Raw genomic sequence first — 20,027 nt, 5'->3', positions numbered from 1 at the left:
TTTCATACGATTTTATACGAGTGGCTGAATTATACACAATTTCATTCAATTATGACTACAAAACCCTTAGCATTAGGTTTTTACACCCACTTATCGGTTTGTAAGATTTTTGTAATGTTTATGCTATGATTGCGTCTTTATTCCACATTTGATAAGGATTAGCAATGCTCCTATCTCAAGCCACAAGCACAGCTTTCAAAGGCTATCTTACCTTGCAAAATACCATACAAAATGACTTTGAACTTAGCGGTATCGCCCCATTAGAATCTGCCACCCACACGCAAATAAGCTACATAGATCAGGATAAATATATCTCTTCTCTTGCAGATTCACAAGCTGGAGCGGTGCTTATCCGCAAAGAGTTAGAATCACAAGTGCCTAGCCACATTCAGCCCCTTATCGTAACAAATCCACATCTTGCCTTTGCTCTGCTTTCACATCTCTTTGCCTCAAGCGATTTTAGTCAGCAGACACAGGGCAGTATCCACCCAAGCGTGAAACTAGCCCCCAATGTCAGCATAGGAGAAAACTCTAGCATAGGGCAAGATTCTAGCCTTATGCCCGGCGTGGTAATAGGCGATAATGTCCGCATTGGCAAAAACTGCAAAATCTACCCAAATGTTGTAATTTATGGCAATACACATATCGGCGATAATGTCATTATCCACGCTGGAAGTATCATCGGCTGCGATGGCTTTGGCTACGCACATACCGATAAGGGAGAGCATATCAAAATCACACATAATGGCAGAGTGGTGATTGAAGATGATGTAGAGATTGGAGCGAATAATACCATTGATAGGGCGGTGTTTGGAGAGACGATTATCAAAAAAGGAGCAAAGATTGATAATCTCGTGCAAATTGGGCATAACTGCGTCATTGGCGAACATAGCATTCTTGTCTCGCAAGTGGGCTTGGCTGGATCTACCACAACCGGACGCAATGTCATCTTTGGCGGACAAGCCGGGACAGGAGGGCATATCCATATCGGCGATTTTGTGCAAGTAGCTGGAAGGGGAGCGGTAGGCAAAAATCTCCCTGCCAACACAAAATGGGGCGGACATCCGCTTATGGAGCTTGATGAGTGGATGAAATTTTATGTCTCTTTACGCAGAATGTTAAAAAAATCCACGCCACGCTAAATTTTTTAGAATCTTTTGAAAAAAGTTAAAGAAATAGCAAGATTTCTAGTATAGAATAAATCCACATTCACAATTTACAAAGGAGCGTTATGCAAAAATGGAATGCTTTTGATACCCGCTGGATGCTCTCTCTCTTTGGCACGGCAGTAGGAGCTGGGATCTTATATCTGCCTATTAAGGCTGGAGGCGGTGGCTTTTGGCCTGTTGTAGTGATGTGTTTTGTCATCTTTCCTATGGTGTATTTGAGCCACAGAGCGTTAAGTCGCTTTGTCTGTCAAGCAAATGGTAATGACAGAGACATCACTCACGCCGCAGAAGAGTATTTTGGACGCAATGTGAGCGTGTTTATCTCTATTTTGTATTTCTTTGCGATTTTCCCTATTTGCTTGGCGTATTGTGTAGGGATTACAAACACATTTGAAAGCTTTATTTACAATCAGCTTTTGCCCCTGCTAGATTCTAATGGCTCTCTAGCTATGTTTATCAGCTCTATTTACACAACCGAACTCAATGACAAAGGCACACAAGTAGCACATTTGCTGCCATTATGGCGGGCGATTTTGGTATTTTTAGGTGTAAGTGCGTTTATGTTGATTATGCTTTTTAGCGAAGAGTTTATTACCAAAGTATGCGAATGGCTTGTGTATCCGCTGTGTGCGATACTTTTTCTCTTTTCGCTCTATCTTATCCCGCACTGGAATCTAGGCAGTTTAAGCGAAGTGCCAAATGTTAAAGAGTTTCTTACAATCGTGTGGCTTACCCTACCTGTGCTTGTCTTTAGCTTTAATCACTCTCCGGCGATTTCTACATTTTCTTTGAGTGTGAAGCGTGAGTATGGGGATCATTCTGTGGCAAAAGCAAATCAAATTCTATTCCGCACGGCTACTATGTTGCTAATTTTTGTGATGTTTTTTGTCTTTTCTTGTGTGCTTTGTCTAAGTCCAGCGGAGCTTACAGAAGCGAGAGTGCAAAATATCCCTGTGCTATCCTACTTTGCTAATAAGCTTGATAATCCTATCATCTCTTATGGCGGTCCTTTGATAGCATTTTTGGCGATTTCTAGCTCATTTTTTGGGCATTATTTTGGAGCGCGTGAAGGAGCGTATGGTATCGTGCGTAAGTGCTGTAAAATCGTAGGGAATGAAACTCCAAACCTGAAAGTCATAGCTGTGGCAAGCACAAGTGTGATGTATGTGGTAATGCTTGTTGTAGCCTATATCAATCCTAGTGTGCTTGGCTTTATTGAAGACTTAGGCGGCCCAATCATCGCAGCGATTTTATTCCTTATGCCAATCATCGCTATTTATAGCGTGTCAAAAATGAAGCAGTTCAAAAACCCAGCCCTAGATGCCTTTGTGTTTATCACAGGGCTTTTGACAATCTTCACCGTGGCTTATAAGCTTATCGCTTAACACTTCTCTCTAGATTCTATCCCTTAGAATCTAGAGCAAATCATTAAGTGCAATAAATCAGTTTAAAAGCGTTGTGAGAAATTGAGACAGATAAATTTGCGACAAGGTAACTTCGCGTAGCAAAGCAACCCTGCATTTATAAAAGTGTCAAAAAAATACAGAATCTTAATCTTGTTTTTCTTGCTTTTCGGTGTGAGTGATGTTTAGCATAATAAACTTGTAGCACACATAAATCACCACAGGCCACAAGACAAGCATAAAAATTGAAGTTCCCATTGTGTTTCTCCTTACAATATTCCTAAGATTCTAATAGGCGTGAGTGTCATTACTCATCTCTTCTTTTGTGATTTTAACTCTATCCATTGCACGCCACACATACGCAATATAAGCCAACACAAAAGGCACAAGCAGGGAGACATAGCCCATTACTGAAAGTGTATAATAGCTTGAAGAGGCATTTTGTATGGTGAGAGAGCTTTGCAAATCAGCAATGGAAGGATAAAATGCACTATTGCCTAAGCCAACATTTAAAAACACCATCATCACTACAAGCACACTGCCTAGCCCAAGCGGAAAAATACCCTTTGTGCTACGCTTAAAGACATTAAGAAAAATCCCAAATAGCACCGCCACCATACCAAGCAATAGCCCCACAATCAAATAAGGCTGGGATAAAAAGTTATGTAAATACACATAAGATTCTAAGCTTACCTTGCCATCTTCACCCACATAGAATCCACTTTTAAAGCATATCCACGCTAAAAAGCCCAAAATACAAGGCAAAAACGCTAAAGTCGCTACAAACATAGCCAATCTTGCGCGTTTAGCAATAATCTCATCATTGATATTATTGAGAAAATAACTCACTCCCAGAATCTGGCTTAAAAACACCAAACTTAAGCCCAAGAGATAGTTTGCCGGCTCAAGCAATGCCTCAAGCCCCCTACTTGCCTTGCTCCATTCTACAAAATTTCGTGAATCTAGCACAAAATGTGAGCCGCTAAAAAATGTGCTTACCGCCACACCGATTAAAAACACGCCAAATACACCATTAATCCACAAAAAGATTTCATACACCTTTGAGCCAAGTAGATTCCCTTCTTTTTTGCGATATTCATAGCTTACCGCCTGAATAATAAAGCAAAATAAAATTGCCAACCACACCCAATACGCTCCGCCAAAACTTACACTATAAAACAATGGAAATGCCGCAAAACACGCTCCACCAAATAGCACCAATGTGGTAAATCCTAGCTCCCACTTTCGCCCCAAAGAATTGATAAGCATAGTCTTTTCTAGCTCATCTTTTGCGATGATATGCAATAAACTCTGCCCGCCTTGCACAAAAAACATAAACACCAAAAGTCCGCCAAGCAGACTTACAATAATCCACCAATAAATTTGTAGCCCACTCAATTCAAGTCCAAAAAACATCACTTGCCCCCTTTATGCGTAGAATCCACGCTATGCTCTTCCACAAAGCCTTTTTTAATGCTTTTAATCATAATGCCAATCTCCGCACAAAGCAAAGTCGTAAAAAGAAACGCAAAAATAAAGAATGAGACTTGAATATGCACACTTGAAAGGTGCGTAGCGGCAATACCCACAGGGAGCAAGTCTTGTATCGCCCAAGGCTGCCGCCCAACTTCGGCGATAATCCACCCCGCTTCTGCGGCGATATAGCCAAAAGGTATAGCAATAACACAAAGCCACAGAATCTTGCGAAACTGCACGACATTATTTGCCATTGCCAAGTAAAGCACAACGATAAATAGCACAAAAAATGCACTTCCCAAAGCCACCATTATGTGAAAACTATAAAATGTCAAAGCAATCGGCGGAATAGCATCTTCGGGCTTTTCTAAATACCCATAGCCAAAGTTTGGCATATTAGATTCTAAAATCCCACGATTAAAATTCATCGCTTCGGTATCATTTTGTGCTTTTGCTTCCTTGTAGTCTTTGAGAGCTGAAAGGGCTAGTTTGCCACTTTGGATTCTAGAATCTATGCCGGTTATGCCTTGCTTTTCATTGCCGTGCAATAAGTCTTCAATACCCGGCACAAAGCTATTTGGACTGCGATTGCCAAGGATTGAAAGCGCATAAGGAATAGTAATATCAAATAGGAATACTTCCTTTTCATCGCCGGGTTTTTTATCGGGGTTTAAGATTCCAAATGCGGTGATTCCTGCTCTATGCTCTCCTTGGTAAATGCCCTCCATTGCGGCAAGTTTCATCGGCTGATGTTGTGTTACACGATAAGCACTCTCATCACCACTAAAGAATAAAAACATTGAAGTGATAAGCCCAAAACTCGCCCCCACAATTAAGCTCTTTTTCGCCTCACTTATAAATCTCCCCCTTAAAAGATACAAGGCAGAAATCCCCATTACAAAAAGAGCAGAGATAACATAGCCACTTGCCACAGTGTGTAAAAACTTTGAAACAGCCACGGGTGAAAGTGCTACTTCAGCAAAGCTACTCATTTCATTTCGTGCAGTATCAGGATTAAAAATCGTGCCAATGGGGTATTGCATCCAGCCATTTGCCACAAGAATCCAAAAGGCTGAAAGATTGCTGCCAATAGCTACAAACCAAGTAGAGAGTAAATGGAATTTTTTAGAGACTTTATCCCAGCCAAAAAACATTACGGCAAAGAAAGTAGCCTCCAAGAAAAATGCCATAATGCCTTCAACCGCTAAAGGTGCGCCAAAAATATCGCCCACAAACCAGCTGTAATTCGCCCAATTCGTGCCAAACTCAAACTCCATAATGATACCCGTAGCCACGCCAATGGCAAAATTTATCGCAAAAAGTGTAAGCCAAAAACGCGTGATTTTACGCCATTGTGGATTATCTGTTTTGACATAGATAGTCTCCATTATCGCCACAATAAAAGAAAGTCCCAAAGTCAAAGGCACAAACAAAAAATGATATAACGCCGTCAAAGCAAACTGTGCTCTCGCCCAATCCACACTTGCAAGTTCATTTACCATATCCATAACAACTCCTTAAGGTTTTGTGGGGGATTGTGTGAAGTTATGTGAAGGTGCAAGATTCTGTATAGGTCTCTGTGATTGCGTGAGATTATCCAAAACAAAGGCACTTTTTTCTTCAAAATCGCCCATTTGTGAAAGATTCTTATCATATACAAAAACCTTTAGCACGGCAAAAATCACAATGAGTTTAATAAAAATGACTTTCCATAGAATCTTGCCGACTTTTAGATTTTTAAATCCATCGACATAGAGCAGCAAAGCCTTTTTGAAAAACCCCACACAAACCTCCAGATTTCACACTTCATTTTTTTATGCCTTTGTAACCCCATAGCACAAAATGCAAGAGTGATTGTATCAAATTTTATACGGCTTTGAAAATGGTAAAATGTGCGTTTTTTGCAAAAAACTCCCTGCATTTTCTAAGATAATTATGCTTTTATTTTACTTTTTACATTTTGGGGTAAAATTCCCAAATCAAATTTCTATTCATTCTCTATGGAGTTTTTCAAATGTCTGTTTTGCAACATTTTTTTAATAGCTTTCATCATTTGCCCCCGCCAATGCAGAGAAATCTCCCCTTTATCGTAGATTCTTCAAACAATGCTCTAAGCATTGTTTTATGCGTCAATGCCAATAATATTGAGCTTTTTATGCAATGTCCAAGTTTTGTGAATCTCCTGCCAGATTCAAGGCAGATTCCATCAAATCTAGCTCTTGGTTATACTTCTAATCCGCTTGATTATATCCTTGCTATGCAGACAAGTATCATTACGCAAAATCCACACATTTTTGAAGAGCTTATGCCTTATTTTGCTAATCTTAATCTCGCAGGGGTGATTGATGATGAGCAACTGCGGCTTTTTAGTTTGCTCAAACACACCACCCCCTCACACATAAGCATAAGCACAAATAAGTCAAGCAAAACAAAGTATTTAAAAACATTTCACACGCAATTCCACGCCCTTTTTGAGCTTCTCACACCACTTTTAAGTAAAGATTCCTTGCTTCAGGCAATGGATAAGAATCTTACTAAATTAGAAGAGCAGCGGTTTTGCATAGGCATTACGGGGGTTTTAAGTGCGGGGAAATCTACATTTTTAAACGCTCTTTTAGGGCAGGAAGTTTTAGGGACTTCAAGCGTGCCAGAGACAGCAAATCTTAGTGTGTTGCGTTATGGAGAAACTCCAAGGGCAAGGGTGCATTTTTGGAGTAAGGAGCAATGGGAGGATTTAGAATCCCAAAGTGCGTATGATTCTAATCTTAAAGCATTTGTAAAAGAGAGTAAAGAGCATTTTAAGGATACATTACAAGATTTTATCACTTCACCAAAATACAGCAAAGACATTGAGCTAAATGATCTTAGTGCCTATACTTCGGCTAATCACACAAGCAAGTTTTGTAATCTCGTAGAAAAGGTGGAGCTTTTTATGCCCTTAGCATTTTTGGAAAATGGCGTAGAGATTGTAGATACGCCCGGGCTTGATGATCCTATCACAAAAAGAGAGGATATTACGCGGGAATATATTGAGCATTGTGATATGCTTATACATATTATGAATGTTAGCTGTGCGGCGACACAAAAAGATATTGATTTTATTTTAGAAGCCCTTTTAGAGCAGAATATCTCTCGTCTGCTTGTGGTGCTTACACGCATTGATTTGCTGACACAAAAGGAGCTAGAATCTAGCCTTGAATACACCAAATCAAGCCTTATATCCCAGCTTAAAAATGCCAAATACAAAGGCGATATACAATCCCTTATCCAAAGGATTGATTTTATCCCACTAGCAGGGTATGCGGCATTGCTTCATCGCATACAAAAAGCAGATTCTAAAGATAAGCCCACAATGAGCCTTGAAGAAAGCGGGATTTTAGAGATTGAATCTTATCTCCAAACAATGCTTTTAGGGCAGGATAGCCTTAAGGCAAAAGACAAGCTTTATCTTGCCTTTAAAGCAATGCTAAAAATCGCCCAAGATGAGAAAGAACTGATAGAAATAGAATCTGCCTTGCTTTGTGCGAGTGGGGAAGAGCTAGATTCTCTTATTAGCAAATATACCGCTCAAAACCAAGCCCTTTTAGATACACTTCAAAACTTTGAATCTCATCTATCCGTGCTGAATACGGATTTAGCGGACTTTCTTAACTCACTTGGGATTCTAAGCCACAATACCCTATCAAAATCCGCCACACTTATAAAAGACAAGGTGCTAAATGATATTCTCTATGATTTTGAACGAGGGGCAAAGCCCCAAGCTCAAGCCTTTTGCGTGATGATAGAGCAGGGGCTAAAGGACTGCTTTGCCGATATTTTGCGTGAGTATAAGTATAAGCTTAGTCGCAAGATTACACAGCTTAAAAGTGATATTGCCCCACAAGATTCCATAAATGCTATGGAATCTTCACAGAGCGATACCCTACCAAGCGTACATTTTCAGCTTAAAAGCAGTGAAATTACACATATTTTGCAAATTTTGGAATCTTTGCCACAAGCCTTAAGCCCTAAGCCGGAGCGTTTAAAAGCAAATTTAGATTCTTTATTTAAAGATATTTTTGAAAGCTTTGATGGGCTGATAAAAGAAAAAAACACAGCAATTAAAACGCTTTTTATGACGCATTTTGAGCAAATAGCACAACACAAAAAGCAAGAGATTGAAGAAGAGATTAAGAATAAGCAAGAGAGTTTAGAATCTGCCCTAGCTACAAAAAATAATGGCAATGCTGAAGTCCAAAAAGATAGGATTCAATCTAAACAAAGCCAGATTCAAGATATTGCAAAGCAAATCACACATACTTTAGAGGAGCTAAGCTAATGGAAGCCTTGAAGCAAACAGCACAAGATTCACAAGATTTAAGCAACACTTTGCTTGAAACTTTTATCAATGAATATTTAGAAGCAAAAAACAAAGCACTGCAAGGGAGCAATCCGCTGTATGCGTTGATTGACAAGACGCGTTATATGATTCAGCAAATGATGCCCCTAAGCTCTCGCATCTCCACAATACTCAAAAATCTCACCCAAAGCATACAAGAGCCGATGAAAATTGCCATTATCGGGCAGTTTAGTAGCGGAAAATCTACATTTTTAAACGCCCTTTTAGGACAGGAGATTCTCCCTAGTGGCATCACACCCATTACGGCTAAAATCTGCCGTATCGTCTATGGCAACGATTACGCCCTTGAATTGCATTACAAAAATGGCAATATCGCCACAAAGCCATTGTATTATATGAATGAAGTAAGCGTTGCTGAGAATGCTAAAATCGCCTTTTACAAGCTTTATGCACCACTAGAGCTGCTTAAAACTATGAGCTTTTTAGACACGCCGGGCTTTAACTCACAAAATCAAAGCGATACAGACACGACAAATGCGGTGCTAGAGAGTGTAGATGGAATCATTTGGCTAACCCTTATTGATAATGTCGGCAAACAAAGTGAGAAAGAAATCATCAACGCACATATTAGACGCTATGCGAGTAAAAGCCTATGTGTGCTTAATCAAAAAGATAGGCTTAAAAATGAAGATGAGATAAACACAAGCCTAGAATATGCTAAAAAGGCTTTTAGTGGGCTGTTTGGGGATATTATTGCTATCTCGGCAAAAAACGCCCTGCAATCTTATAGCCACAATAATGAACTAAACGCAGAGAAAGCAGGGGAATTGCTTTTAGATTCTAATATTCAATCTGTCGTGGCATTTTTACAAACACATATCACGCCTTTAGCTGAATCTGCCAAGACACGCACAATATGCACACAGCTCCGCACACTTTTACTCCGCTATGCTCGTTTGAGTTTGCACGCTAAATTGCGATTTTCTCACCTTGAATCTTTACTTCAAGATTCAGTCCAAATTTTGAATAACAACGCCATACAAAGTCCATTTTACAAGGATTTTCCTAAGCTTTTTGATACTTTTTCTTCTCATCTAGAATCCCTTAGCCAACATATCTATAATGCTATTGAAAGAACCTCACAGGAATTTACCCGCATAGAAAAAAGCTTTGGTTTCACAAAAGAGATAAAGCAAAGCAAGGAAGTGGCGTTTTTGCCTAAAGAGCGGTTATCTTTAAGCTTAAATAACGCAGATTCTACTTTTGCTAGGGATTTTACAAAGCTTGGATTTGACATTATGGAGAGTGGGAAAGAGTTTGAATCCTTGCTAGATACGCAAACAAAGCTAATACAGGACTTATTCATACAATGGTATGCTGATTTTCTCCCACCATTGCAAAGCCCACTTTTACAAAAAACCCTTGATGAAATGACACAATCTTTTCACACCCTTGCCTTAAAACACACCGCCGAATTGAAAGCTATTCTTATGCTCTTTCACAAGATTCTAAGTCTTAATTACCCTTTAAGCATAGCGTTGTGTCTTAGCCACATAGGCTTAAAGATTGAAGAGGCAAAAACAAAGCATAGCAAAAGCCCAGATACACTGCCCCTTTTTAACCCAAGCTTAGAAAATATCCGCGATGAGCTAAGTCTAGGCTTTCATTTTCATTTCTTACAGGAAAATCTCCTAACCCAGCCCCTGCATAAAAAGAGCATTTGGCATTTTGAGCGAGAATATACCGAGCTTTGCAAAACTCAAGGTGAGCTACTCACGCAATATGCAGAAAAATACGCCCATCATCTTAAGCAGTTTCAAAGCCTTATAGCCACGCTTAAATCCTATCCGCAAGAGCAAGAATCGCAGGAATAAAGTGGCACTTTAAACTTATTTGCTAGTCTCAATAATATAGGGTAGATAGGAGATTCTAGCTTTGGCTAATTCTTTATACATATCCATAGCGTTTTTGTCATCATCTTTGACTGGGGGCAAAAATGCTATGTCATCTATAAGTGTTTGAAGCTTGGCGATTTTATCCTCTTGACTTTTATGTTTATAGCCTTGCATTGCCGCATATAAGGACATTACTTTATGATAAGCTTCATTATTTGCCGCGACAAAAATGATTTTTATATGTGCATCTTCTGTGAGCCTTGCAAGCTCTCTTATCTTTTCATTACAAGGCTCACAAAATGGGGTAAGCAGCATATAGAGCGTTGTTTTTGTCTTACTTGTTGCTTTAAAGTCTAGCGCATATTGCGGATATGTTTTAAATATCTTTAGAATCTTAGATTCTCGCACAGACGCATTATGCTTTGTGAATATCTCATAAGCTTTATTGAAAGCTTCCATACTTGCAAATTGGGCGGAGAAAAAATCTGCGGGGCTATTGATACTCACATTTGTCTTATCATCGCCCAAATACAGCGTATAAAAGCCATCTTCATCAGTTAGAATCTTAAACTTCATCTCGCCCAAATTCGCAGGTATCACTTCCACAGGCTCTGCCTTTATCTCTGCGATTTTTTGAGCGATGTTTATTTGTGTCTCAAGCCTTTTTTCAACTGAAGGCGTTTCTCTCCATTCTTTTGCATTAATAAAGCCAAAAAAGCCCACAATGGCAAATACTGCTAAAAATCTCATTGTATTCATTCCTTTCACAGCAAGTGGCGATTTTAGATTTTAAAATACGCCATATAGTTTTTCAGTGAATCTGAAATGTTTTTTAGCTCATTGATTGTTTTGTTGGCATTTTCAAGTGATAGGCTTGTCTCTTGTGAGAGTGTGGAAATGCCCTGCATATCATTTGAAATGCTTTGCATTGTGTTTTCTTGCTGACTTGATGAGCTTGCCACGGCTTTAGCTTTTTGGAGTGAATCTTGAGCCTGATTTTGAATCTCTTCAAGTGTTTGGACTGAATCCATAATCAGCTTTTGCCCTTTGTCAATTTGAGGCACAATGGCTTCAATGGCATCAACAGAAGTGCCTATGCCATCTTGGATAAGCTTTATCATATTGGCAATTTCCGCTGTCGTTGAGGCGGTGCGTTCAGCAAGTTTCCTTACCTCATCGGCAACAACCGCAAAGCCCCGTCCGTGTTCTCCAGCACGAGCTGCTTCAATAGCGGCATTAAGAGCTAAAAGGTTAGTTTGATCAGCAATTTCAGCAATCAAGCTTGCACTTCCGCTAATCTCCACAGACTGCTGCTGTAAGCCACGGATATTTTCCGCAGAAGAACTAATCATCTCTGTAATCTTGCCAATCTCTTCAGCGGTAATATTAATAATCTCCACACCTTTTGTTGAAATCTCCACACTTTTTGTGGAATTTTCTTCAGTTTGTTGAGCGATGTTTGAGACTTCAATCACTGCTTTGTTCATCTGCTCTATTTTACCTGCTACTTGCGTTGAGCTTTGCATTTGTGTCCTAGCGGCGTCTTGAGCTTGATTTGAAGTTTGAGAGACTTTTAATGCAACTTCGTTGATTTGGTTTGAAGAGCGTGTGATAAACTCCACAATTTCTTTGAGTTTTTCCTGCATTGTCGCAATGGAAGAGAGCATAGAATATTCACCCTTGTATGCTACAGATTCAGAAAGGTTGCCATTGGCGATTTTGCTGATAATTTGTGAAGCGATATATGGCTCTCCACCGAGCAAACGCAACAATGAGCGTATAATCACAATAGCCACAACTATGCCAAAAATAACGCTCAAAGCCAAAAGCACCAAAAGCACGATTCTAAACTCATTCACACCGCTTCTTAGCTCCGCAGTCAAAGCAGAATTCGCATCTTCTTGATAGTCAATAAACTGGTTAATCTCGGCAAGCCATTGCGTAAAATATGGGGATAGCGTTTTTAAGAGATTATAAGCTTTTTGTGAATCTCCAGCAAGTTTAGCTTGGCTAATCTGCACGATAAGTGGAATGGACTTAGCTTGAGTAGCCTCAATAGCTTGTAAAATACTAAGCTCCTTTTCATTAAGCAGATTTGTATTGATGAATTTCTCTTTCATATCATCTTCTGCTTCTTTGTAGAATTTTTCCAATGTGGCTATTTGTTCCAAAAGCTGTTGCAAACCTTTTGTATTCTCACTATCAATCAGCACCACATCACGCACAGCAATCGCTCTATCATGCACACTTCCACGAAAATTAATCGCATAGCGTTGAGCTAGGGCGTTGATGTCATTAATTTGACTAAGCGAAGCGTTTATCTCACTCACACGATTAAGTGCGATAAATACCATAATACACGAAAATAAGATAAGCACCCCAAAGCCAAAGCCCAGCATAACGCCAACACTCACCTTTTTCTCTGGTTTTGTTTTTTGTGAATCATTTGACATTTTTATCTCCTTATGTAAGATTCTGCATATAAATTTAATCGTGGATTGTATAACTTTTTAATAAATATTTATCCATAACACCAACGCAACCAACGCGAAAACTGCCTTATTTGACTTCAATTTACAAACTATGTCTAGAATCCCTACCATTTTTCCCACAAATAAAGGCTTAATATGAATACGGAAATGATTGCTGTTATGCTTGGTGTATCGCTTGTGCTTGGGCTATTTGGGCTCCTTGCTTTTATTTGGGGGCTAAAAAATGGACAATTTGATGATGCAAATAAAATGATGCAAGGTGTGCTTTTTGATTCTGTTGAAGATTTGAATCTTGCAGCAAAGGCTGAAAAAAAACATAACAATAAACATAAAGATAAGGAGCAAAAATGAATACGATATATGATGTTGTGGTTATTGGGTGCGGACCAGCGGGAATGAGTGCCACCATAGAAGCAAGGGCAAATAATCTTAGCGTGCTTGTGCTTGAAAAAGGTGAATCTCATAATATGAGTATCCGCAAATTCTACAAAGAGGGCAAACGCGTAGATAGAGACTACAAAGGGCAGGTTGTGGAGCTTCAGGGCAATTTTGACTTTCAAGATGGCAATAGAGAAAGCACTTTAGAGTATTTTGACACGCTTTTAGAGCCTATAAATGTGGAGTATCAAAGCGATGTAGAATCTGTAAGTCAAAATAATGGAATCTTTAGTGTCAATACAAGTGATAATCGCAGTTTTAATGCGAAATTTGTCATCATCGCTATCGGTAAAATGGGACAGCCAAATAAGCCAAGCTATGCTATCCCTCCTACAATCCGCAAGCTTGTTAATTTTAATGCTAATGAGGCTAAGAGTAGTGAAAAGATTCTCGTTGTAGGTGGAGGAAACTCCGCTGTGGAATACGCCATTGACTTAGCTCAAAATACGCAAAGTGGGCAAGGCGGAAGTGTAACGCTCAATTACCGCCGCAAAGAATTTACACGCATTAATGACATAAACGCAAAAGAGTTAGAATCTGCTTTAGGTAGTGGGCGACTTTTGGGGCGATTTGGCATTGATATTGTGGAGTTAAGCGATGAAAGTAGTAAGGTAGGTGTGAAATTTAGTGATGAAAGTAAAGAAGTGTTTGATCGCGTGATTTATGCTATCGGTGGGGCAACGCCGGTGGATTTTCTCAAAAAATGTGGGATTGAGACTGATGAAAAAGGTGTGCCGCTTATCTCACAAGATTTAGAAAGCAATGTTAAAAATCTCTTTATTGCAGGGGATATTGCCCTAAAGAGCGGTGGCTCAATCGCTTTGGCTATCAAGCATAGTTATGATATTATCAACACCATCGCTAAAAGGGCTGCGTCGGCTTTTTAGCACTTTCAAGGGAGTTTGTGTGATTGGAGCGAAATATCTCATACAAAAATTATATACAATCTAAAAAAGATTTTCGCCTTTTCATAATACTCAAAATGGCAATGGTGCGATAAAGCGTGAGATTTTAGAATCTCAATCGGATTCTACACTAAGTAAATCTACTTTATTTTCTTGTGATAGGTTTCTGCCTTAGTCACATTTACAAAACACCCACACACAACAAAGGCAAACGCTATGTGGATTTAGGGAATCTACCCACGCAGTTGCTCTAGCCTATCGCGTTTTGTGCCAATATCAGTGATTTGAATCCCAAAGTTCCCATCTACAATCACCACTTCGCCTTTAGCAATGACCTTATCATCTACGAGTATATCCAAAGGATCATTAGCAAGTTGATTAAGCTCTATGACACTGCCTATATCCATAGCAATGACATCTTTTAAAAGCATTCTTTTCTGCCCGATACGCACCTTGACATTGAGCCGCACATCTAAAATCATATTGATATTTTTAAATTCTGTCGGGCTAAGTGCGTGAGCCACAGGAGTAGATCCAGATTCTGCGTGAGCTACAGGAGTAGCAGCTCCACCCTCAAAAAGTCCCACAAAACTTGCATTAGCTAAAATCGTAAAATTTGACTGGATAGAATCTAGTGAAAAATTAAAAATATATGCTTTATCAAAACGCGATAACTCTATGCTCTGTGTAACAAACTCAATATTGCTACACGAAAAATTAAGCTTTGGCAGCTCTTTTTGTGAGTTCAAAGATGTAGAGATTGCCCCAAAAATATTCGCACTTATCTCTTTTATCGCATCTAAATCATCTTCGCTCATTTCTGGCTTGCTCTCACCCTCACCGCCTAACATCATATCTGCTAGGGCTGTTGCCATTGCCACAGGGATAATCATAGCAAGCTCGCCACTACCATCACCACTTGCCTGAATATAGCTGATTGAATAGGGGATTGAGAGATTTTCAAGGCTTACATTACTATCGCTTGTGTGGGTTACACTTGGTGTTTTACCCATAAGTCCTTCAATGGTAGCAGTGGCTTCTTGAACAATTAAATCTATAAAAGGCTTCATTCTCCCTCCTCTTCAATATTTGCGATTCTATTTTTGCGTTGAGATTCTAGCATTTCAAGCACTTCTTTGACTTGATCTTTTTCTGTTTTAATCACTTCTTTTATCTGCAATGTCTTGCGATACCTTTGCAAACCGATACTTGCTATATACTTTTCTCGCCCATCAACAGAGACTAAAATCGTATCATCAGCTGCCCTATCAAGCCGCACAATATCGCCAACCTGCAAGTCAAGCACTTCTTTGAGTGAAAGTGTGGCATTACCCAAATAGCCAGAGACAACGACATTCGCTCCGGCAATAAGGGCTTGAAGCTCTTTATTTCTACTCTTTTTTGAGCTTGTATCACTTAACATTAAATCCCTACTTGCTAGGCGGGATAGCACGGTTTCAAGGGATATAACAGGATAGCAAATACTCATCATTCCACTACTATGCCCGATAATAATCTCCATTACCACCATAATAACAATTTCATTTTGTGCCACGATTTGCACGACATTTGGGCTAGATTCTTTGGCATCTACGCTTGGGAAAATCTCTGTGATAGAGCTCCACGCCTCTTTGAGATTCTGCATAATCTGTCGCAAAAGCGTATCAAGTAGGTTTAGCTCAATATCGCTAAATTCGCGTGAATTCTCATACGGGTCGCCCTTACCGCCTAAAAGCCTATCAATCATAGGAAAGGCAATGCTTGGATTTATCTCTAAAATCGCAGCACCCTCTAAGGGCTTCATTGAAAAAATATTAAAGCTTGTGGGGGAGGGTAAGCTCATCAAAAACTCCCCATAAGTCATTTGATCCACACTATGGAGCTGAATCTCAACAATACTTCTCATCACCGCAGACACTTGAGAAGAGAGACTTCTTGCCATTTTGTCGTGGATTGACTTAAACGCACGGAGCTGCTCTTTACTCACACGATTTGGGCGTTTAAAGTCATAGAGTGTAACTTGCTTTTGATGTGTAATGCCCTGCTTTTCTATCTCGGTGGTATCGCCATCATCATCAACAACCTCTAATAACGCATCAATTTCTTCTTGACTTAGTATATCAGCCATTTATATCTCCTAGTGCTTGTCGTATTTTTTTGATGACTTCTTTTGTGATCTGTGAGATTCTAGATTCGGTAATTTCTAGAATCTCGCTAATCTCTTTAAGATTTAGCTCCTCAAAATAATACAGCTGGATAATCATCTGCTCCCTTTTGCCAAGCTTTTTTAGGACATTGTGGACAATCTCCATTAGCTCATCTTTTTGCACATCTTCTAAGATATTTTCCCCACATATCGCATTATACTGCTCATCAATAGGCACAAGCACATACACATCAGACGCCACTCTAGCTTCTTTTATCTTGGCAACATCTTCGTTTAGAATCTTTGCCAAATACTCATCACTTGGCTCTTCTTGGTAGTCATTAAAATACTTTGAAATCTCATAATCAATGGCTTTAACAAGTTTGCGACTAGCACGAGATAGCACATCAAGGCTACGCAAATAATCAAGCATCGCTCCATTTACACGCGTCTTAGCATAGCCCCAAAAGGAATCATTGAGACTGCTATCATACCGCCTAGCAAGTTTGATAAGCTCCTCTGTGCCAATGGATACTAAATCCGCCATTTCAATGGAGCTAGGCAAACGCTCTTTTAGACGGAATGCCATTGCTTTGACTGCGGGAAGATACTGCAGGGCGAGTTCATCTTGCGCGTATTTGAGCGTTTGATTGTAGCCGTTATTACTTTTCATACTTTTCATACCTTATCCCTTTATTCTCTACCCTTAGTTCGCATTCTGCTGGGCTGCCATTTCTTCATCATCAGATTCTATACTCTTAATGAAATTGCGAATCTTGGTAGATTCTTTTTCACGCTTATCAAATTCAAGGCGATAGTATTCAAGATTACTTTCAAGCTTACTTTTCTTTAATTTTGAGCTTTCAAAATCCAAAAACCAAAAATACAACGCCACACATACCGCCACAATCAAATATACGCCCATTGTTGTGATAATCGTCCATAGCACCATAAATTCCGGCTCATCAAACTTCGTAATAGAAAACGCAAGTCCAACGAAGAATCCTGCAACAACGCTAAAGCTCATATAATTATCTGGTTTCATTTCCGCCCCAAAAAGATAAACTCTTTAAAGATTCAAGCTATCAAATATAGCCAAGCACCCGCCGCCAAAAATCCGCAAATCGTTGCTTTTGTGGTGAGTTAAGCATATTTTGTTCCAACTTCATAACAACCCCTTGTGCGATATGTTGTATCTCTCCGCTTACCGCACTTAATGGCTCGGCTTTGACAAATAGCTCACGCGAACGCACCGCTTTTGCCACCACTTGACTTTGCTCGATGAATCCAAGATTCTGTAATGTAAGTGCGGGGATATTTTTCTTAGCCAAAGTTACAATTCTATCAAACACCATTTGAGATTCTCTCTGGCTTTTTACCATATTAAGAATCATAAAAATCTCATTACGCATTTTGGCATTAAGCTTGATAGTCGCATACGCATCAGTGAGCGCTGAAGGATCGGGCATAGTAACGACAATGAGCATATCACTAGCATTCAAAAAACCCTGCGTTATCCCGCCAATCCCAGCTCCAGTATCAATAATCATATAATCAATAGAATCTAAAATATCGCTCTCTTGTAAAAATCGCTCAAAAATACCGCTATGAGCATATTTTAGAATCTCCTCTCCATTATCACCCGGGATTAGATACAAACCTTCTTCAATGGGATAAATAATCTCCTGAAAACTCACTTCTCCACGCAATGCGTGAAGAATATTTTTTTGTGTCTTAACGCCAAAGATTAAATCAAGGTTGGCTAGTCCAATATCCGCATCAAAGATGGCTACGCGTTTTTTAAGCTTCCATAAGCAATAAGCAAGGTTGGCACTTATGCTTGATTTCCCCACTCCACCTTTGCCTGAAGTGATAGCAATAAACTTTGTGTTGCTAAAGTTGCGTTTATCCTTGCTTTGTATGAGGGATTGTAGCTCGTGGGCTTGATTTTGTATCATACGCTTTCCTATTGAGATTCTACTTAGATTCTGGACGCTTAAATCCATCAAGCAAACAATCTACCAAATAATCATTACTTGCCAAAATCAAGTCATTAGGCACACCTTGCCCGATTGAGAGATATGAAATGGGCTTTTTTGTGTCATATACGAGTGAAAACATATTCCCAAAATTGCGACTTTCATCAAGTTTGCTAAAAATCAAAGTGTCAATATTAAGCTCACTAAAGGCATTATAAGTATCTTTCAAGTCCTCATACTTGGCATTGAGTGCAAGCACTAGGCTAATGTCAATTTTATAATCCGTATTCAAATAAGACTTGATATTTTGCAATTTACCCCTATCGTGCTGTGAATGCCCCGCCGTGTCAATCAAAATATAATCGCAATGTTTGAGTGAATCTATGGCTTTTGGCAGCTCCTCTGGCTCTACAACAGTATCAATACTTAGCTTCATCATACGCGCATACGCCATAAGCTGATCTACCGCTGCTAAACGATAAGTATCGAGGGTAATCACCCCCACGCGATAGCGTTTATTGAGCACAAGTGAATATCTCGCAGCAAGTTTGGCTAGAGTGGTTGTTTTCCCCACGCCTGTTGGACCAACAAGCATCATAATTTTTTTATCATTATTATTGAGATTCTCACTCCTACAATAAATCATCTTTCGCAAAACTTCACGAAAATACCGCTTGATAGTCGTTGAGCTTGAACGCATTTTTAAAGGCATAAGCTCTAAGGATAGCTGCATAATCGTGTCTAAATGCTCTCTACTCATTCCGCTACTTTTAGCAATTCTATAAATTTCAGCAAATTCCTGCGGGATATTTATACCTTCATTTTTTGGGCTTTTCTCCTCCCATAGCATATTTTGAATGATTTTTAGCCTATCATTTAAATCATCAAGCTCACTTTTTATCTCTTTAAGCTCTAGCCTTTCATTGATATGCTGCTCTAAACGCGTTTGTTGTAAATCCTGAATCCTTTCATTTGCCCTTTCATCAAGCTTTTGCATAATCTGGGCTTTGCTGGGCTTATTAGTTGTAGTTGTGCTTGTGGGGTATGGTCGTGCGGCGTTGGGGCTTAGAGCAGGTGAAGATGATGACAAAGATGGTGTTGAAGGTGGCGGGGTTTGGGGAATAATGCTTGGAGATTCTGGCATATTACTTGGCACATTAGCAATCTGTGAGATTTCTTTGACGGCGTTTGAAAGCTGCAAGGTTACTTCATCGTAGATTCTAGGCTTGTTTGCTTCTTGGCGTTTTTTTGCCATTTTCTTTTCTGCTATTTCATCAAGCTTTTTTTGCACACTATTTTGTGGAATCTGCTGGGCTAAGTCTGTGCTAGATTCTGCTTTTGGCTCTATTGTGCTGTGCGTTTCCTTGCCCTCAATCTCATCAACGGCGATAACAATCTCATATAAGCCCGGTTGCATAAGAGACTTTTTGCGAATCTCCTTGTTTTCAACAAGCAAAATATCGCTCCCAAAGGTTTCTTGTGCTTTTTTAAGAGCTTGGGCTGGAGTGTCGCCCATAAAGGTGTGAAGTTTCTTTGCCATAATATCCGCCTATCAAATAAAATCCCTGATTATAGCTTGTTTGAGTTTTAGCGAAGTTAAAGTTGGCTAAACTCGGTGTGATTTGTATAAAAAGCTTCACATTTTCACCATATTTTTTATTACATTGTGTAGATTACAAGATATTAAAAATGAGAGTTTTTGTTAAGATTTATTTAAAGTTTTTATTGCTATAAATCCGCACACAAACTTTTTTAGATAATAAGAATTGTTTGTAATTTTAATAA

General features: G+C 39.4%; 18 protein-coding genes. 6 read left to right on the top strand and 12 right to left on the bottom strand.

What is annotated here, in order from left to right; genetic code table 11:
- The first annotated feature begins 164 nt into the window (after window positions 1-164).
- Window positions 165-1,142 (top strand): UDP-3-O-(3-hydroxymyristoyl)glucosamine N-acyltransferase, encoded by a 978-nt coding sequence (gene lpxD / locus HCN_RS00315; RefSeq protein WP_002956132.1) that lies wholly within the window; start codon window positions 165-167, stop codon window positions 1,140-1,142.
- A gap of 89 nt (window positions 1,143-1,231) precedes the next feature.
- Window positions 1,232-2,554 (top strand): aromatic amino acid transport family protein, encoded by a 1,323-nt coding sequence (locus HCN_RS00310; RefSeq protein WP_002956131.1) that lies wholly within the window; start codon window positions 1,232-1,234, stop codon window positions 2,552-2,554.
- Between the two features lie 306 nt (window positions 2,555-2,860).
- On the opposite strand, the gene cydB is transcribed toward HCN_RS00310, so the two are convergent.
- Genes cydB through HCN_RS00295 form a run of 3 tightly spaced genes read right to left on the bottom strand, consistent with a single transcriptional unit; the run spans window position 2,861 to window position 5,832 of the window.
- On the bottom strand, window positions 2,861-3,988 hold the full coding sequence (gene cydB / locus HCN_RS00305; RefSeq protein ID WP_014666193.1) for a cytochrome d ubiquinol oxidase subunit II: 1,128 nt from the start codon (window positions 3,986-3,988) through the stop codon (window positions 2,861-2,863).
- Complete coding sequence (locus HCN_RS00300; protein WP_002956129.1) at window positions 3,988-5,550, bottom strand: cytochrome ubiquinol oxidase subunit I; 1,563 nt, start codon at window positions 5,548-5,550, stop codon at window positions 3,988-3,990. Before HCN_RS00300 ends, cydB begins: the two co-directional genes overlap by 1 nt.
- Window positions 5,551-5,565: 15 nt before the next feature.
- Complete coding sequence (locus HCN_RS00295) at window positions 5,566-5,832, bottom strand: DUF4492 domain-containing protein (RefSeq protein WP_002956128.1); 267 nt, start codon at window positions 5,830-5,832, stop codon at window positions 5,566-5,568.
- Between the two features lie 230 nt (window positions 5,833-6,062).
- Between HCN_RS00295 and HCN_RS00290 the strand changes: the two genes are divergently transcribed.
- Window positions 6,063-8,366, top strand: coding sequence for a dynamin family protein (locus HCN_RS00290; RefSeq protein ID WP_002956125.1), 2,304 nt, complete (start codon window positions 6,063-6,065; stop codon window positions 8,364-8,366).
- The gene (locus tag HCN_RS00285; RefSeq protein WP_014666191.1) at window positions 8,366-10,261 is read left to right on the top strand and encodes a dynamin family protein; all 1,896 of its coding nucleotides are present in this window, start codon (window positions 8,366-8,368) and stop codon (window positions 10,259-10,261) included. Before HCN_RS00290 ends, HCN_RS00285 begins: the two co-directional genes overlap by 1 nt.
- A 15-nt stretch (window positions 10,262-10,276) precedes the next feature.
- Here the strand turns inward: HCN_RS00285 and HCN_RS00280 are convergent, their stop codons facing one another.
- Together HCN_RS00280 and HCN_RS00275 are read right to left on the bottom strand one after the other, a co-directional pair.
- Window positions 10,277-11,032 carry a hypothetical protein gene (locus HCN_RS00280; RefSeq protein ID WP_014666190.1) on the bottom strand — a complete coding sequence of 252 codons (756 nt, stop codon included), beginning with the start codon at window positions 11,030-11,032 and terminating at the stop codon, window positions 10,277-10,279.
- A gap of 32 nt (window positions 11,033-11,064) precedes the next feature.
- Entirely contained in the window at window positions 11,065-12,735 is a 1,671-nt protein-coding gene (locus HCN_RS00275; protein WP_002956122.1) for a methyl-accepting chemotaxis protein, read from the bottom strand.
- A gap of 174 nt (window positions 12,736-12,909) precedes the next feature.
- On the opposite strand from HCN_RS00275, the gene ccoS reads away from it, so the two are divergent.
- Window positions 12,910-13,125: a cbb3-type cytochrome oxidase assembly protein CcoS gene (gene ccoS, locus HCN_RS00270; RefSeq protein ID WP_002956121.1), complete on the top strand. Its 216-nt coding sequence runs from the start codon at window positions 12,910-12,912 to the stop codon at window positions 13,123-13,125.
- Window positions 13,122-14,099, top strand: coding sequence for an NAD(P)-binding domain-containing protein (locus tag HCN_RS00265; RefSeq protein WP_002956120.1), 978 nt, complete (start codon window positions 13,122-13,124; stop codon window positions 14,097-14,099). The genes ccoS and HCN_RS00265 overlap by 4 nt, the downstream gene beginning before the upstream one ends.
- A 251-nt stretch (window positions 14,100-14,350) precedes the next feature.
- On the opposite strand, the gene fliY is transcribed toward HCN_RS00265, so the two are convergent.
- Genes fliY through HCN_RS11400 form a run of 7 tightly spaced genes read right to left on the bottom strand, consistent with a single transcriptional unit; the run spans window position 14,351 to window position 19,882 of the window.
- Entirely contained in the window at window positions 14,351-15,130 is a 780-nt protein-coding gene (fliY, locus tag HCN_RS00260; protein WP_372449643.1) for a flagellar motor switch protein FliY, read from the bottom strand.
- Window positions 15,131-15,183: 53 nt separating this feature from the next.
- Window positions 15,184-16,245 (bottom strand): flagellar motor switch protein FliM, encoded by a 1,062-nt coding sequence (fliM, locus tag HCN_RS00255; protein WP_002956117.1) that lies wholly within the window; start codon window positions 16,243-16,245, stop codon window positions 15,184-15,186.
- Window positions 16,238-16,945 (bottom strand): RNA polymerase sigma factor FliA, encoded by a 708-nt coding sequence (locus HCN_RS00250; RefSeq protein WP_014666189.1) that lies wholly within the window; start codon window positions 16,943-16,945, stop codon window positions 16,238-16,240. The genes fliM and HCN_RS00250 overlap by 8 nt, the downstream gene beginning before the upstream one ends.
- A gap of 24 nt (window positions 16,946-16,969) precedes the next feature.
- The gene (locus tag HCN_RS00245) at window positions 16,970-17,308 is read right to left on the bottom strand and encodes a hypothetical protein (protein WP_002956114.1); all 339 of its coding nucleotides are present in this window, start codon (window positions 17,306-17,308) and stop codon (window positions 16,970-16,972) included.
- 40 nt (window positions 17,309-17,348) lie between these two features.
- The gene (locus HCN_RS00240) at window positions 17,349-18,221 is read right to left on the bottom strand and encodes a MinD/ParA family protein (RefSeq protein ID WP_002956113.1); all 873 of its coding nucleotides are present in this window, start codon (window positions 18,219-18,221) and stop codon (window positions 17,349-17,351) included.
- Window positions 18,222-18,240: 19 nt separating this feature from the next.
- Window positions 18,241-19,782, bottom strand: a complete 1,542-nt coding sequence (gene flhF, locus HCN_RS00235) for a flagellar biosynthesis protein FlhF (protein WP_014666188.1) — start codon at window positions 19,780-19,782, stop codon at window positions 18,241-18,243.
- Window positions 19,730-19,882, bottom strand: coding sequence for a hypothetical protein (locus tag HCN_RS11400; RefSeq protein ID WP_002956111.1), 153 nt, complete (start codon window positions 19,880-19,882; stop codon window positions 19,730-19,732). Before HCN_RS11400 ends, flhF begins: the two co-directional genes overlap by 53 nt.
- Window positions 19,883-20,027: the final 145 nt, after the last annotated feature.

Origin of the sequence: Helicobacter cinaedi PAGU611 (assembly GCF_000284635.1) — a bacterium.
GTDB lineage: Bacteria > Campylobacterota > Campylobacteria > Campylobacterales > Helicobacteraceae > Helicobacter_C > Helicobacter_C cinaedi.
This window is presented reverse-complemented; position numbering and strand designations above follow the sequence as displayed.

Bases quoted from the DNA above. Each gene is read 5' to 3' on its own strand.
- lpxD (WP_002956132.1), top strand. From the start codon at position 165: ATGCTCCTATCTCAAGCCACAAGCACAGCTTTCAAAGGCTATCTTACC.
- fliM (WP_002956117.1), bottom strand. From the start codon at position 16,245: ATGGCTGATATACTAAGTCAAGAAGAAATTGATGCGTTATTAGAGGTT.
- HCN_RS00280 (WP_014666190.1), bottom strand. From the start codon at position 11,032: ATGAGATTTTTAGCAGTATTTGCCATTGTGGGCTTTTTTGGCTTTATT.
- HCN_RS00275 (WP_002956122.1), bottom strand. From the start codon at position 12,735: ATGTCAAATGATTCACAAAAAACAAAACCAGAGAAAAAGGTGAGTGTT.
- cydB (WP_014666193.1), bottom strand. From the start codon at position 3,988: ATGTTTTTTGGACTTGAATTGAGTGGGCTACAAATTTATTGGTGGATT.
- HCN_RS00285 (WP_014666191.1), top strand. From the start codon at position 8,366: ATGGAAGCCTTGAAGCAAACAGCACAAGATTCACAAGATTTAAGCAAC.
- HCN_RS00240 (WP_002956113.1), bottom strand. From the start codon at position 18,221: ATGATACAAAATCAAGCCCACGAGCTACAATCCCTCATACAAAGCAAG.
- HCN_RS00245 (WP_002956114.1), bottom strand. From the start codon at position 17,308: ATGAAACCAGATAATTATATGAGCTTTAGCGTTGTTGCAGGATTCTTC.
- flhF (WP_014666188.1), bottom strand. From the start codon at position 19,782: ATGGCAAAGAAACTTCACACCTTTATGGGCGACACTCCAGCCCAAGCT.
- ccoS (WP_002956121.1), top strand. From the start codon at position 12,910: ATGAATACGGAAATGATTGCTGTTATGCTTGGTGTATCGCTTGTGCTT.
- HCN_RS00300 (WP_002956129.1), bottom strand. From the start codon at position 5,550: ATGGTAAATGAACTTGCAAGTGTGGATTGGGCGAGAGCACAGTTTGCT.
- HCN_RS00265 (WP_002956120.1), top strand. From the start codon at position 13,122: ATGAATACGATATATGATGTTGTGGTTATTGGGTGCGGACCAGCGGGA.
- HCN_RS00250 (WP_014666189.1), bottom strand. From the start codon at position 16,945: ATGAAAAGTATGAAAAGTAATAACGGCTACAATCAAACGCTCAAATAC.
- fliY (WP_372449643.1), bottom strand. From the start codon at position 15,130: ATGGGTAAAACACCAAGTGTAACCCACACAAGCGATAGTAATGTAAGC.
- HCN_RS00310 (WP_002956131.1), top strand. From the start codon at position 1,232: ATGCAAAAATGGAATGCTTTTGATACCCGCTGGATGCTCTCTCTCTTT.
- HCN_RS00290 (WP_002956125.1), top strand. From the start codon at position 6,063: ATGTCTGTTTTGCAACATTTTTTTAATAGCTTTCATCATTTGCCCCCG.